Here is a 14,452-nt window from a genome sequence, read left to right as displayed (position 1 = left end):
AGCGTTTTAGTTCAAAGTGCTTGAATTACATTATAAATAGCAGTAATTCAGGTTTAATTATGATTTGGCAACAATACCAGCCAACTTTATTGGCACTCAGTATTGTGCTGCTCAGCGGCTGTGCGAGCAATATAAATTCACAGCAGCGCGAACAAGCACCTAACAATGTACCGCAGCAATGGCAACAAAAAACCTCTGCGCCGGTATTACACGTACAGCAGCAATGGCTTACACAATTACAAAATCCACAGCTGAATAAGCTTGTGGAGCAGGCACTTAAAAATAACCAGCAGCTTTTACAAAGTAGTTACGATGTAGCGATCCAAAAGCAGCAGTTAATTGTGTCGGGCGCTGCGTTGTGGCCAACTCTGGACTTATCTGCGCGTACTAGCCGTAGTAAAAATAACCGCCCAATTAGTTATAATAATGCAAGTTCAGTGAGCTTGAATTTAGGTTACGAAGTTGATTTATGGGGCAAGCTGTCAGATTCTAATCGCCAAGCTAATTTAAACTACTTAGCGCAACAGGCGCGCTTTGAACAAGCCAAACAACAGCTAGTTGCCGATGTAGTAAAGGGCTGGTTTGATGTAGTAACCGCAAAGCAATTACTTGATTTATATAAGCGCCGTGAAGCCAATGCTTTGCAAAATCTTGATATTATAGAGTCAGGTTATCGTCAAGGATTAAACGAAGCTCTCGATGTTTATTTAGCTCGCAACGAGCTAAATAATGAGCGTTCACGTATTGCTACTCAGCAAGCTAGCTTATTAACTACAGCAAGAGTACTTGAGCGTTTATTGGGAGATTATCCGAAAGGAATTATCTCGGCAAATAATGACCTACCAGTTATCAATACCGACATTCCACTAGGTTTACCCTCAGAGTTAATTACCCGAAAGCCAACATTACGTGCAAATTGGTATCAGCTTTTAGCAAGTGATGCAAACTTGGCTTATGCCCACAAGCAACGTTTTCCAAGTTTAAATTTAACGGCAAGTTTAAGTGATACTACTGATAGAGTAAGCGATTTGTTTTCGCCATCTAGCCTAGCATGGTCATTACTTGGCAGTATTTCAGCGCCTATTTTTAATGGTGGCCGGTTAAAAGCGAATGAAGAAATTGCGCGTTTAAATAGCCAAAAACAAGAGCAGCAGTATTTACAAACACTTTACGATGCTTTTAGCGACGTAGAAAATGCGATTACGCTACAGCAATCACTTAAAGCGCAATATACAAGCACGCTAGAAGCACAAGAAAATGCCCTTGCTGCCGAGCAATTATCGTTTGAGCAATATCAAAGTGGCTTGGTTAGCTACACTACAGTGCTTGATGCACAAGGGCGCTCGTTCGATGCTCAAAGCTCCTTAATTAGTATTAAAAATCAATTGATAGCAAACCGAGTTAATTTACACCTTGCCCTTGGTGGCGATTTTGCAAACACTTCAACCGAACTACAGAGTAATAGCAATGAAAACTAAAATAGCAAAAATTATTATTCCAATCGCGGTTATTATCGCCACTATTTTAATCGTCATGTTTATTAAAGGTAACCCGCCAGAAGCTAATCGCTTTGGTGCACCACCAAAAGCATCAATTAACGTAGCAGTTCAAATGTTGCAGCCGCAAAATTATCAAGTGATGGTAGACAGCTACGGCACAGTAAAACCACGCACACAAAGCTTATTAGTTGCTCAAGCATCGGGTTTAATTATAAATATAAGCGATGACTTTAGAGAAGGTGGTTTTTTTAAAAAAGGTGCGGTACTAATCCAACTCGACGATAGAGACTATCAAGCAGAGGTTAAATCGGCACAGGCTAACTTATTAACAGCAAAGCAAGGCCTTTTAGAAGAACAAGCCCGCGGGCAGCAGGCTATTACAGATTGGCAGCGTTTAGGTAATGATAAACCTGCAAGTAGCTTGGTGCTACGTGAGCCACAATTAGCTGCAGCACAAGCACAAGTATTATCGGCGCAAGCAACACTTGAAAAAGCCAAGTTAAACTTAGAACGTACCCAAATAATAGCGCCTTTTGCAGGACGAGTACTTAGTCGTAATGTAGATTTAGGCCAAGTTGTTAGCAACAATACTCAGCTCGCTACTATTTACGCAATAGACAGCGTAGAGATTCGGTTGCCAATAAAAAACAAAGACCTACCTTTTATTAATTTACCTGAGCAGTACCGCGACGGTGCTAAAAACCAGGCCGGATCCGTGATTAAATTTAGCTCTGATTTAGTTGGTGAGCAAACATGGCAAGGGCAGTTGGCGCGTACCGAAGGTGCTATTGATGAAAGTGCACAGCAACTCTACGTGGTTGCTAAAATTAATGACCCTTATAAAGCAACACAAAGTAATCAATACCCAATAAAAATAGGGCAATACGTTAAAGCGCAGATCACCGGAAAAACAGTTTCTGATGCACTTATTATTGCAAATAGCACTATTTATCAGGGGTCTTACGTTTATATTGTTGAGCAGGGAGTATTAAAGCGTAAAGATATAACGCTTGCATGGCAAAATGCCGCTTTTGCAATGATAAAAACCGGCTTAAAAGCAGGTGATAAACTTGTTATTACGCCACTGGGGCAAGTTAGTTCGGGTACACAAGTGAATATTTTAGGCGAAGATAATAAAGCGACTAAACCACAAAGTGTGAAGCAACGCCCAACAGCAGAGCAATTAGCACAACAAGCAAAAGAGCAGGGCATTAGTGTTGCAGAGCTAGTAAAAAAACGTCGCGCAGCAAAGCAAGGAGATAAACCATGATTGCTTGGTTTACCAAAAACCATGTTGCTGCCAATTTATTGTTAGTAACTTTGTTGCTGTCTGGGCTGTTTAGTTTATCGACGAAAATACCGATCGAAGTATTTCCTTCTTTTGAAACCGATATGATCAGCATTCGGGTTAGTTTACGTGGCGCGACGCCAGAGGATGTTGAGCAAGGTGTCACTATACGTATAGAAGAGTCTGTACAAGATTTAGAAGGCATAAAGAAAATATTTAGTCGCTCATCTGAAGGCTCAAGCTCTGTGACTGTTGAAGTGGAAAGCGGCTACGATCCTCGAGAACTGCTCGCTGATATAAAAAGCCGTGTTGATGCTATTAACACCTTCCCTGGAGATGCAGAAAAACCTATCGTTGCTCTAGCTGAGCGAAAACGAGAGGTTATAGCGGTAACTGTATCTAGCGATTATGGCGAAAAAGAAACTCGTGAGTATGCAGAGCAAGTACGCGATCAAATATTACGTTTACCCAGTGTAACGCAGGTTGAGTTAAGTGGCGTACGCGACAATGAACTGGCCATTGAAGTAAGCCAAGATACCTTGCGCCAATATGACTTAACACTGGCGCAAATTTCTAATGCGGTTGCCAACTCAAGCTCAGACATTTCTGCAGGTAACTTAAAAACCCAAGGTGGCGATGTACTTATTAGCTCAAAAGGGCAAGCATACCGAAAGGACGAATTTGCCAGCATAGTGGTTAAAAACCAAAGCGACGGTACTATTATTCGCTTAGGTGATATAGCCACAATTAATGACGATTTTGAAGAAACCCCAGTGCGCACTCGCTTTAACGGTAAACAAGCCGCTTTTATCGACGTATACCGAATAGGCCCACAAAGCGCAATTACAGTTGCCGATGAAGTAAAAGCCTATATAAATGCCCAGCAACCTTCATTGCCGCAAGGTTTTGCATTAAGTTATTGGGATGACGACTCAGAGCTAGTTAAAAGCCGTATTGCCACGCTCACCACTAACGCCTTACAAGGCGGTATTTTAGTGCTGGCACTGCTAACCTTATTTTTACGCCCAGCTATCGCATTTTGGGTGTTTATTGGTATTCCGGTGTCGTTTATGGGGGCATTTATTGCTATGCCTATTTTTGGCGTAACCCTTAATGTAATGAGCTTGTTTGGTTTTATTTTAGTACTCGGTATTGTGGTTGATGATGCCATAGTCACCGGCGAGAACGTTTACACCCATTTAAAAACAGCCGAATCGGGCGAACAGGCTGCCATATTAGGCACCCAAGAAGTAGCAACGCCAGTAACTTTTGGTGTATTAACCACGGTAGCGGCTTTTTTGCCATTAGCCTTTATTGAAGGTGCACGCGGGGCATTATTTGCACAAATTCCGGTGGTGGTTATTCCGGTATTATTATTTTCTTTAATTGAGTCTAAATTTGTTTTACCTGCACATTTAAAATACATAAAACTACGTCATCAAAAAGGTAAGCAGTCAAAATTTGATCTGCTACAGCAACGTTTTGCTGATGGCTTTGAAAGCGCTATTTTAAAATATTATCAGCCTATTCTTAATTTAGCTCTGCGCCATAAACTGGCAACGGTAAGCTTATTTGTTGGCGTATTTTTAATTATTTTAACTATGATCACCAGTGGTTGGACTAAGTTTGTATTTTTTCCACGTATTCCCAGCGAAACCGTACGGGTAAATTTAACCCTACCTGCTGGCACACCGTTTGAAGTAACTAATAAGTACGTGATCGATATGTCGCAAAAAGCGCAGCAATTACAAGACAAATACCGTGACCCTGATACGGGTGAAAGCGTTATTTTAAATATTTTAGCAACAACGGGCGGACGCGGCGGAGTATCTAACTCAGGCGCAGTACGCTTTGAAATTACCCCAGTTGAAAAACGTGATTCAGATATTGGCTCACGCGAGCTTGCCAGTGAATGGCGCGAATTAATTGGCGTTATTCCCGGCGCTGAAAGCCTCACCTTTAGAGCCGAAATTGGTCGTAGTTCAGATCCAATAGATGTACAACTTAGCGGTACATCGTTAAAGGTTTTACAAGATGTGGCAGATCATATTAAAACGCGTTTATCGACCTACCCAACCGTATTCGATATTGCCGATAGTATGTCTGATGGTAAAGAAGAGCTGCAAATAGAGCTTACTGAACAAGGCTTAGCGCTGGGTTTAAACCGAGTTAATGTAGCAGGGCAAGTGCGTAACTCGTTTTTTGGCTCGCAAGTACAAAGGATCCAACGCGGGCGAGACGATGTTCGCGTAATGGTACGTTTGCCTATTGATGAAAGACGCTCGGTTGCCGACTTGAAAAATATACTCATAAACACACCTGCCGGTGGCTCAGTGCCTTTATCGCATGTGGCTATTTTAATTACAGGGCAAAGCCCGTCTACTATCAATCGAATCGATCGCTACCGTACTTTAAATGTGACCGCCGATATAGAAAAAAGCAACACTAACATGACCATACTCCAAGCTGATTTATCCCAGTATTTGGATGAGCTAATGCAGCAATACCCAGGAGTTGATTATGCATTAGAAGGAGAAGCAAAAGAGCAAAGAGAGTCGTTTGGTTCACTTGCTTGGGCGTTAGTATTTGTATTTTTTATTATTTATGCGCTATTAGCGATACCGTTTAAATCGTATTTACAGCCATTAATAGTAATGAGTGTTATACCCTTTGGCATGATAGGCGCTGTAGTAGGGCATTGGATCATGGGAATGGAATTAACCATTATGAGCTTGCTTGGCATGCTAGCATTAATTGGCGTAGTGGTTAATGACTCGCTGGTATTAGTTGACTATATTAATAAAAAACGCACAGAAGGGATTGAATTAATTGAGGTAGTTAAACTTGCTGGCGCGTCACGTTTTCGCCCAGTTATGCTAACTAGCTTAACCACTTTTATAGGATTAATGCCGTTATTATTTGAAAAAGCGACTCAAGCGCAATTTTTAATTCCTATGGCTGTGAGCTTAGGCTTTGGAATTATATTCGCCACCTTCATTACTTTATTGCTAGTACCGGTAAATTATATGCTTATGGAGCGTTTTCAGGGTTGGTTTAAGTAATTACTTCTAATCATTAATCGTCAAAGAGCAGGGATAAAAAGTTGTATAGTTAAAATAGGATTCATTTTCGTATGTGATATTTTTTAACTATATAATATTTTTACCTTGCTCGGGATCGCGGGATTGATCGGCCTGCTCGCGTATTTCATCGGTGTCGCTACTTACGTCATCTAAGTTCTTAGTTTGAGTCTGTGTTTCTGATACTTTTTTAGTTGGCGCTATAGGCTCACTTTTTTCTGGGGTTACAGCTTCAAGGTTAGGATCGCTAAGTATAATGCGTTCTCTGGCATCGTCTGGCATGCTGATGTTATGACTAGTAAATTCGTTTACTAATTCTCGCATTAGCTGTGAGGCCACTTTAGCGGTACTGAACTGCTCGCTATTAACCCAAAAAAATAACGTAAAGTTAATTGTTGATGAGCCTAGGTTTTTAATTAATACCTGCGCAGGTGGATCGGTTAATACTGCGTTTTGTTGGTTTGCAATTGTGAGGGCTAGGGTTTGTGCGCTGCGTATATCGTTATCATACCCTATGCCTATTTCTACTTTGCCGCGCATTTTAGGGTTGGCAGTGAGGTTTTTAATAATATTTTTGTACACAGTGGCATTAGGTATTTGAATATGGTTACCGTCGTAGTCAACTAAAGTGGTTGCGCGAGCGGTTACTTTTTTAACTATGCCGAGGCGGCCTTCTACCTCAATTACATCATCTATTTTAAAAGGGCGTTGTATGCTTAATAATAAACTAGCTATAAAATTTTCGGCAATATCTCTAAATGCAAAACCGAGAATAAGCCCTATCAAACCTGTGCCACTCATTATAGCTACGGCAAACTGTGTCAGCCCAGCTAAACGTAAAAATAAGTAAATACCCAATAGTAGGATTAAAATACTTATACTTCGCCTTATAACCAAATGTATAAGTGCACTATCGGTTAAATATTCAATAGGTTTAATTAATAGGCGTGATAACGGCCTGGCAAGGATGTAACTTATTACAACTATAATAATCCCTAAAAATAGGGTGGGTAAGGTTTGCACTACTACATGTAGGAATTGCGTGCTTTGCTCTTGTAAAAACGCCCACGACAATACATCGGCTTTAATGCTTGGAGTAGCAGGGGCTGCATTAACTGCAGTTATAATGTTATTTAAAGCACTGAGCATGGGTGTTATCCGTGTTAAATCATCTTTATAAACAATAATAGCAAGTTTAATACCAAGCGCATTGGTGTTGGCAAACATTTTGCTCTCTTACTGCTATATAACAAAGGAGTTAAAATGAGCGATGTAAAACGTGGTCAAGATGCACAGCAACCAGTAAATATTCCGTTGCTTGGTTGGTGGGATATTACTAAGCGTATTTTTACTCAAATGAGTCGTGATAATTTATCGTTAGTGGCCGCTGGCGTGGCATTTTATGCGTTACTGGCTATTTTTCCAGCGCTTGCTGCACTTGTATCTATTTATGCCTATTTTGCATCACCTACAGATATAGGGGCGCATTTAAGTCAGGTAATTGAGCTGCTACCAGAGAGTACCGGAGAGTTAATTTTGTCGCAAATAGCCAGTATCGCCCAAAGCTCAAGTACTAGCTTGAGTTTGAGCGCAATTGGCACATTAATATTAACTATTTGGAGTAGTTCAAAGGGCAGCCAAGCATTAATTACAGCCTGTAATATAAGTTATCAGGAATATGAAAAACGCTCATTTTTTAAAGCGCAACTTGTACGCTTTCTGTTTTCGATTGGCGCTATTGTAGTGGCTATTTTTGCGCTGTTAATTATTGGTATTTTACCGGTAGTACTTAATTTAGTGGGATTAAAAGAAAATATAGATTTACTCATCACGTTTATTTCATGGCCATTATTAGCATTTACTTTTAACTTTGCCTTAGTGCTTTTATACCGTTACGCGCCGCATCGTAAACCTACTAAATGGCGTTGGATCACCTTAGGATCTGTTATTGCGACAATTTTATGGATAGTCGCTTCAATTGGTTTTTCATTTTATGTATCGAAATTTGCCAGTTATAACGAAACTTATGGCTCGTTAGGTGGGGTGGTTATTATGCTGATGTGGCTATACATTAGTGCTTATATTGTAATTTTAGGGGCGACAATTAATGCTGCCTCAGAGCAACAAACTGCAATAGATAGTACAATAGGCCCAGATAAAAAAAGAGGTGAGCGCGGAGCCTATGTTGCCGATCATCTTGATGTGAAAGAGCTTAATAGGTAAGTAACTTTACAAGTACTCATAATAGAGTACTTGGGTAATGTTTGGTGCCTAACGCTGTGGTTATTTTAGTGCAATGATTTGGCTTGTGGTTAGTAAGCTCATAAACTGCTCTTTAGGTAAGGGTTTTGAAAATAAATAGCCCTGCCCATAGTCGCAACCAGCTTCAAGTAACAGTTGCATTTGCTGCTTGGTTTCTATTCCTTCAGCAATTACTTTTAACCCTAACTGATGCGCCATAACGATAATGGTTTCGCACAATACCAGCTCCTGGCTACCTTTATTAATGTTATCAACAAAGCGTTTATCTATTTTAAGGTAGTCGGTATCCATTTCTTGTAAGTAGGCGAGAGAAGAGTAACCGGTGCCAAAATCATCAAGGGCTAATTGCATTCCCGACTGAACCAGTGCCTTTAAACGGCTTTGTGTTAAAGCCTCAGGGTTGACCATTAAGCCTTCTGTTATTTCAGCAACAATTGATGATGCAGGCAGGTTTGCTGCATTAAGCATAGCTCCCCACTCATCTATCCCGCTATCTGGGGTAGATAGCTGTATTGGCGATACATTAACGCTCAGCTGAAAATCATTGGTTATGTGTGCTTTTATATCATTGAGTGTTTGTAATGCTTGGGAGAAAACAAATTGCCCAAGTATATTTATTTGTCGGGTTTCCTCAGCTAACGGAATAAAGTCAGCAGGGCTTATTAAGCCTTTTTCAGGGTGACGCCAACGAATTAATCCTTCAGCTTTGTGTACGTGCAAGTCTTTTAGGCAGACGATAGGTTGATAAAACAATTCAAACTGCTCAAGCTCTATTGCTGTTCGTAATTCTTTAAGTAGCAGCATGCGCATTTGCGCTTTTTCGCGCATGTCATGGGAGAAAAATTCAAAGCCATTACGGCCATTAACTTTTGCTTTATACATTGCTTGATCGGCTGCTTTGAGTAACTGCTCAGTATTTTCGCCATCATTAGGGGCTGAGGCAATACCTATACTGGCACTAATAAACAACTCTTCGTTTTCAATATAAATAGCCGATGACAAGCTAAGTAAAATATTTTCAGCTATTTGCTTTATATGCTGTTCTTTTATTTTACTAAATACGATTACAAATTCGTCGCCGCCAATGCGGGCAACAAACTCGGCATTTTTTGCTGACTCTAAAATACGCTGCGACACAAATTTAAGTAAAGCATCACCATAATGGTGCCCTAAAGTGTCGTTAACGTCTTTAAAGTGATCTATGTCGAGCAACATAATAACCAGTTGCTCGGCATTATTTTCTACACGCGTAAAACATTCATTTAAACGTTTTTTTAACTCTAATCGATTCGGTAAGTCAGTAAGGTGATCAAAGTGAGCTTGTTTCCAAATAAGCGCATCGGCTTGTTTTTTTTCTGTTAAGTCTGTAAATATGGCTATACGACGAACCGGCATGTTATTGTCATCATACACAGTATCTATAGTTAACCATTCCACGTAAAGCTCACCATTTTTACGGCGATTAATAATTTCTCCCTGCCAACGCCCCGTGCTTGTTAGTTCTGCCCACAGAGCCTGATAAAATGTCTTATCGTGCTTGTCAGAGGACAAAACACTGATCGTTTTATTAATTACTTCTTCTTTAGAAAAAAGCGTGGTTTTACTAAAAGCAGGGTTAACATCGAATATAATGCCATTTTCATCGGTTATAGCCATTCCTTCACTACTGTTACCGTACACAAGCGCCGCTAAGTGTAGGGCTTCTTCATTTTGTTTGCGCTGGGTTATATCGCGTAGCACTACTACAAACTCATGGTTAGTTTGCATTGGGTTTATTCTGGCTTCAAAGTTTTTAATATCAGTTTGGCTTTGCAAGGTAAACTCTAAGTTATTTGAGTTATTTGAAGTTGAAGTAGGGAGGTTATTGAGAATTAACTGTGCATTACGCTCAGTAACAAAACTAGCTAAAGTTAAGTTGTTTACCGATTGCGTAACACCAGGAATATTAAATGAGCCCCCAATATTAGAAACCTCACCTTTGTTGTTAATCTTTAAGTAACTATCTGGCAGTGCACTTAATAAACTGGTTAACTCATCGTGTTTATTTTTAAGGTTAGCCTCAGTAGCTAAGCGAGTTTCAGCCATTATTTTAAAGCGTTGATATAAAACCTTGAGCTCGGGGCTGTTAGGAGTATCATTTTGCTCAGATGGCATAACGCCATTTGCTAAGCTGTCGGTTGCTTTAGTTAGATGATTAATAGGTGTAAAAATACTTACTTTTAGTAGTTTGTAGGCAATAAATGTTAGCAGTAATAAAAAGGTTATAAATACAGTTAAAGAGATTATAAAGTTATGATTTATTTGTGCTAAAACATCGGTGACGGGTAAACCAATATAAATATCTAAGTTGTTATTATGTGGATCGTTATAAAGAGTTGAGCGAGAAAAAATACGGGTAACACCTTGCTCATCTGTAATAAAATGAGAATCAGCCTGCATCGACTCCACATAATTTTGGGCAATGCTATTACCTATTAAAGCAGTGTTTTTGGGGTAGTGAGCTAAAATTTTAGTGTTAGAGTCAACAATGGCAACTAACGATCCATCAGGTAAGTTAATTTCATTTATTGCTGCATTCCACCAATCTAAGGCAATTACTATGACAATAACGCCTTTGGTAACCCCAGTGGTATTTTTTAACGACAGCGCAAAATTCACCGTTGTTGTTTGTAAACTTCGATCTAGCTGAAAATAGCCTACAGATAACATGTCGCTATTTAATGCATTTTTAAAATAATCTCTATCTGCAATATTTATATTTGTTACTTGCCCCGATGTGACGCAACTAACATTCCCCTGCAAGTCAATCATGCCAATATTAGCAACATTATTGTAGAGTGACTTAAATAGCTCAAAATAGTTAGGACAGGTGGTTAGCAGCTCATCATGCTTGCTTTCTTGTTGTGCGATATAGCGCGCTAAACGCTCAATATCATCAAGCATATTTTTTTGTTGTAATGAAAAACGGTTGGCAATATTGGTTGCTTGTAGCTCACTTTGCTTAATTGAATAGTTACGTTCTAGTAATAACGTAAAAATGATCACAGCGACCCCAGGAATGCTAAATAAAATAAGCAAACGGTACAGCTGATTTTTAAGTGAAGTGGTAAAAATAATAATGCCTTAATAGAGATTTACGCCAAAAATAATTGTAGCTAACTTTTTGTTTAATAACCATATAAATAATAAGGATTAAAGTGTTACTTATTAAACAAAAATCAGCTGTAATAACTACTTTAACAGCAAGTCATTTTATAACGGTTATAGCAAACTGTAATGTTTTAGAATAAAAACTAAAATTCGTTTAAAAAGAATAAATGGTACGAATTAAACATATATACGTAAATTTTCAGTGTGATTAAATAGTGTTATCTACTTTATTGGAGCAATAAAATGAAAGTAATTAAACAACTAAGTGCGCACGCAACCCAAGATGGTGATGGCGTTAATATTAGTAGAATTCCCGGTTTTGATGGCAAGCACCTAGATCCCTTTTTAATGATTGACGAACTAAAGTCAGATAATAAAAACGATTACATTGGCGGTTTTCCTGCGCATCCTCATCGTGGTATGGAAACCTTTACCTATATTATTAAAGGTGGCTTTGAACACCGTGACCAAATGGGTAATAAAAAGGCCATAAAAGCAGGCGATGTACAATGGATGAGTACAGGTAAAGGGGTAATGCACAGTGAAATGCCATTGGCAGATGCCAATGAAGGGTTACATGGTTTTCAGATATGGATCAATATGCCCAGTGCAGAAAAAATGCGCGCACCAATTTACCAAGATACAACAGCGCACCCTGCGCCAGTTGCCACCAATGATAATGGGGTAACACTCAAAGCATTGGCAGGCACATGGCAGTTTGCCGATCAGGCTTTAACATCAAGCCTACAAACGCTCGCTGCAAATGCCGCTTTAGCTGATGTAACTTTACCTGCAGGACAGCGTTTTGAGTTGCCACCACTGAGCCAGCAAAAAGTGATGCTATATATTCATACCGGTTCGTTAACTACGCAAGCAGGTAACGTTATTGCAGCAAAACAGCTGTTAATACTAGAACCAGGGAGTGACATTGACTTATATACAGAGCAAGGAGCAGGTGTGCTTATTTTAGCTGGTGATGAGCTTCAACAACCAATTGCTCACATGGGGCCATTTGTAATGACCACTGAAGCCGAAATTCAGCAAGCTATTCGTGATTATCAAAACGGTGAGTTTGGTAATATTTAGAATCGCCGATTTATGATCAATGATCAATTAAGCCGCTTAACAAAGGCTAAAGCTATCAATTAGTGCTGCGCTATTATTTATTGCGCGGCACTGGTTTTATCCATTAAGCTAATAATCTTGCTAGCCAAGCATATTTTTTGATTAAACCAGATTTAGTACTACTAGCCTGCACAACAGCACCGGCTAAAAATGCGCTTGAAATACCAACTTTGGTAACTGCAAAGCGTTTTAATCTGTACTTAAACGCCATGTGATGTTGGCGTTTTAATTCACTTTGTAAGTCCATTTGTTTACTAAGATTATTGACTGCTTTGTTTGGCGAATGAATTAAAAAGTTAACCAGCATTGTTATCTCCCTGAAGGTTAAATAACTGTTTTAAGCTACGTAATGTTTTACTAAAGCCAATTTTGTTACTTAAATAAATAGCACTTTTCCAAAGCCAAATTAAGCCTATAACTTGTAGTAAAGTTGCGGTCGCTATACTTAACCATACTGAGGCAAATAACTCATAAACTCCAAAGCCAATTGCGCCCAATAAACCAATCCACAACAAAATTAAACCGCTGGCAAAACAACCCAAAAGTATAGTAATTAGCGCAATTGATCTGAGCGACAAATGCCACTCAGCTTTTGCTAATTGTTTGGTAAGCTTGCCTTGCGTTTTGTAGTCATCCTTAATTTGCTCAGAATAGGCTAAAAGCTTAGCAATATGATCTTGCCAATCTTCCTTTTGGCTCGCGTCTTGGGCCGTTTGATTTTGAGCGTCACCATCCTTGGTCGCTGTTGTTTGTGGATTATTCATCATTGTTTACTTACGACGAAACAATGCAGTTACTAGCATACCTGCAGCAAACGCGATCCCAGCTGTTGCTAATGGATTTTCTGCGGCAAGAGTGCGTGTTTTAGAGGTGTATTCACCTAGCTTTTCACGGGCAATGAGTTGCTTTTCACTCAGTGTTTCAGCAGAGCTAGTTGCCCCTTTTCTTACGCTGCTCTCTGCTACGGCTGCTTTACTAGAAAGTGCATCTACTGCGTCGTGTGCAGCCGATGTTGCTTTTTCTGTAAAGGGTGCTTCGTTAATTTCAGGTTTAGTCGCTGTAGTTGTTGATGTTTTAGTATTTGTTGCAGTAGCCATAATCAATCCTTAATAAAAATAAAGTTAAAAAATTTATTGGTAAGTATATAGCAGCAATGATCAAACCAACTTTATAATAATTTTAACTATATGATTTATATTGATATATGTGATTTACGGTTGGCCAGCTTTAACTTGAGTCGTAACAATTGCCATATAATTGAGTAAATTTTACAAATGGCTAAATCATGCCTTAAAATTTGTAATTGTTCACTGGTTATTCAGTAAGCAAAAAGTGTAAACGAAAGGTTACTTAAAATGATAAGAAAAAATCTCACCACGAATTCCATTTTTTCCCACTTAATTCAATCGCTTTACGCTAAGCCTTATTTTTTCTAGCTTTGAGACGCGTTAAAGGAAGCCTGATTACTTGACAAAAAGCCTTGTCAAGCCCTAAACTGGAGCACTGTGGTAAAAAGTGGTTTATAGTGGATCAAAATGGATCGGGTTAATCAAAAGTGTTGATTAAAACAATTTTAAAGTAGGCTTTTTATGTTTCGTGGCGCAAGTTCGCTGAGTTTGGATGATAAAGGACGTTTTGCGGTACCCACTAAGTACCGAGACGATCTATTGTCTGAAGATCAGGGAACGGTTATTTGCACCGTCGCATTAAATGAGCCGTGTTTATGGTTATATCCATTGGCACAATGGCAAGAAATAGAAAGCCGCCTAGCAAAAATATCTAATATGAACCCACGAGCCCGTCGTATGCAGCGCATGTTGCTGGGTAATGCTACTGAATATCAACTTGATAAAAATGGCCGGATTTTGCTAGCGCCTTCGTTGCGCGCCCATGCAGATCTTGGCAAAAAAATCATGCTAGTTGGTTTAATGAATAAATTTGAAATATGGGATGAAGCGCGTTGGCATCAGCAAATGCGCCAAGATACAGAGCTTGAAAGGCTTGGTGATTTTGAACCACACCCAGATTTAGATAATTTCACACTCTAA

11 protein-coding genes are annotated in these 14,452 nt (G+C 39.4%); 6 read left to right on the top strand and 5 right to left on the bottom strand.

All coding sequences use genetic code 11. From position 1 onward, the window contains the following. The first annotated feature begins 59 nt into the window (after positions 1–59). The 3 genes from CIK86_RS10540 to CIK86_RS10530 are packed head-to-tail and all read left to right on the top strand — an operon-like array spanning position 60 to position 5,849. Entirely contained in the window at positions 60–1,478 is a 1,419-nt protein-coding gene (locus tag CIK86_RS10540) for an efflux transporter outer membrane subunit (protein WP_086993246.1), read from the top strand. Continuing rightward, on the top strand, positions 1,468–2,769 hold the full coding sequence (locus CIK86_RS10535; RefSeq protein ID WP_086993247.1) for an efflux RND transporter periplasmic adaptor subunit: 1,302 nt from the start codon (positions 1,468–1,470) through the stop codon (positions 2,767–2,769). Before CIK86_RS10540 ends, CIK86_RS10535 begins: the two co-directional genes overlap by 11 nt. Further along, positions 2,766–5,849 (top strand): efflux RND transporter permease subunit, encoded by a 3,084-nt coding sequence (locus CIK86_RS10530; RefSeq protein ID WP_086993248.1) that lies wholly within the window; start codon positions 2,766–2,768, stop codon positions 5,847–5,849. The genes CIK86_RS10535 and CIK86_RS10530 overlap by 4 nt, the downstream gene beginning before the upstream one ends. 87 nt (positions 5,850–5,936) lie before the next feature. Here the strand turns inward: CIK86_RS10530 and CIK86_RS10525 are convergent, their stop codons facing one another. Then, positions 5,937–7,016, bottom strand: a complete 1,080-nt coding sequence (locus CIK86_RS10525; protein WP_086993270.1) for a mechanosensitive ion channel domain-containing protein — start codon at positions 7,014–7,016, stop codon at positions 5,937–5,939. Between the two features lie 114 nt (positions 7,017–7,130). Here CIK86_RS10525 and CIK86_RS10520 point away from each other — a divergent pair, with 114 nt between their 5' ends. Then, positions 7,131–8,090: a YihY/virulence factor BrkB family protein gene (locus tag CIK86_RS10520; RefSeq protein WP_086993249.1), complete on the top strand. Its 960-nt coding sequence runs from the start codon at positions 7,131–7,133 to the stop codon at positions 8,088–8,090. Between the two features lie 60 nt (positions 8,091–8,150). Here the strand turns inward: CIK86_RS10520 and CIK86_RS10515 are convergent, their stop codons facing one another. Then, entirely contained in the window at positions 8,151–11,174 is a 3,024-nt protein-coding gene (locus CIK86_RS10515) for an EAL domain-containing protein (protein WP_254910699.1), read from the bottom strand. Between the two features lie 348 nt (positions 11,175–11,522). Between CIK86_RS10515 and CIK86_RS10510 the strand changes: the two genes are divergently transcribed. Continuing rightward, complete coding sequence (locus tag CIK86_RS10510; protein ID WP_086993251.1) at positions 11,523–12,365, top strand: pirin family protein; 843 nt, start codon at positions 11,523–11,525, stop codon at positions 12,363–12,365. A gap of 103 nt (positions 12,366–12,468) precedes the next feature. On the opposite strand, the gene CIK86_RS10505 is transcribed toward CIK86_RS10510, so the two are convergent. From CIK86_RS10505 to CIK86_RS10495, 3 genes are read right to left on the bottom strand one after another with little or no spacing between them, the layout of a single operon-like run. Then, positions 12,469–12,711, bottom strand: coding sequence for a hypothetical protein (locus CIK86_RS10505; protein WP_086993252.1), 243 nt, complete (start codon positions 12,709–12,711; stop codon positions 12,469–12,471). After that, on the bottom strand, positions 12,701–13,168 hold the full coding sequence (locus CIK86_RS10500; RefSeq protein ID WP_086993253.1) for a hypothetical protein: 468 nt from the start codon (positions 13,166–13,168) through the stop codon (positions 12,701–12,703). The genes CIK86_RS10505 and CIK86_RS10500 overlap by 11 nt, the downstream gene beginning before the upstream one ends. 6 nt (positions 13,169–13,174) lie before the next feature. Further along, complete coding sequence (locus CIK86_RS10495) at positions 13,175–13,501, bottom strand: DUF883 domain-containing protein (protein WP_086993254.1); 327 nt, start codon at positions 13,499–13,501, stop codon at positions 13,175–13,177. Positions 13,502–13,993: 492 nt separating this feature from the next. On the opposite strand from CIK86_RS10495, the gene mraZ reads away from it, so the two are divergent. Next, positions 13,994–14,452, top strand: coding sequence for a division/cell wall cluster transcriptional repressor MraZ (gene mraZ / locus CIK86_RS10490; RefSeq protein ID WP_011329161.1), 459 nt, complete (start codon positions 13,994–13,996; stop codon positions 14,450–14,452).

It is taken from the genome of Pseudoalteromonas sp. JB197 (genome assembly GCF_002332205.1).
Lineage (GTDB): Bacteria > Pseudomonadota > Gammaproteobacteria > Enterobacterales > Alteromonadaceae > Pseudoalteromonas > Pseudoalteromonas nigrifaciens.
The sequence above is the reverse complement of the archived record's forward strand: the minus strand, read 5'-3'. Positions and strand labels throughout refer to the sequence as shown.

Bases quoted from the DNA above. Each gene is read 5' to 3' on its own strand.
- CIK86_RS10540 (WP_086993246.1), top strand. From the start codon at position 60: ATGATTTGGCAACAATACCAGCCAACTTTATTGGCACTCAGTATTGTG.
- CIK86_RS10535 (WP_086993247.1), top strand. From the start codon at position 1,468: ATGAAAACTAAAATAGCAAAAATTATTATTCCAATCGCGGTTATTATC.
- CIK86_RS10530 (WP_086993248.1), top strand. From the start codon at position 2,766: ATGATTGCTTGGTTTACCAAAAACCATGTTGCTGCCAATTTATTGTTA.
- CIK86_RS10525 (WP_086993270.1), bottom strand. From the start codon at position 7,016: ATGCTCAGTGCTTTAAATAACATTATAACTGCAGTTAATGCAGCCCCT.
- CIK86_RS10520 (WP_086993249.1), top strand. From the start codon at position 7,131: ATGAGCGATGTAAAACGTGGTCAAGATGCACAGCAACCAGTAAATATT.
- CIK86_RS10510 (WP_086993251.1), top strand. From the start codon at position 11,523: ATGAAAGTAATTAAACAACTAAGTGCGCACGCAACCCAAGATGGTGAT.
- CIK86_RS10505 (WP_086993252.1), bottom strand. From the start codon at position 12,711: ATGCTGGTTAACTTTTTAATTCATTCGCCAAACAAAGCAGTCAATAAT.
- CIK86_RS10500 (WP_086993253.1), bottom strand. From the start codon at position 13,168: ATGAATAATCCACAAACAACAGCGACCAAGGATGGTGACGCTCAAAAT.
- CIK86_RS10495 (WP_086993254.1), bottom strand. From the start codon at position 13,501: ATGGCTACTGCAACAAATACTAAAACATCAACAACTACAGCGACTAAA.
- mraZ (WP_011329161.1), top strand. From the start codon at position 13,994: ATGTTTCGTGGCGCAAGTTCGCTGAGTTTGGATGATAAAGGACGTTTT.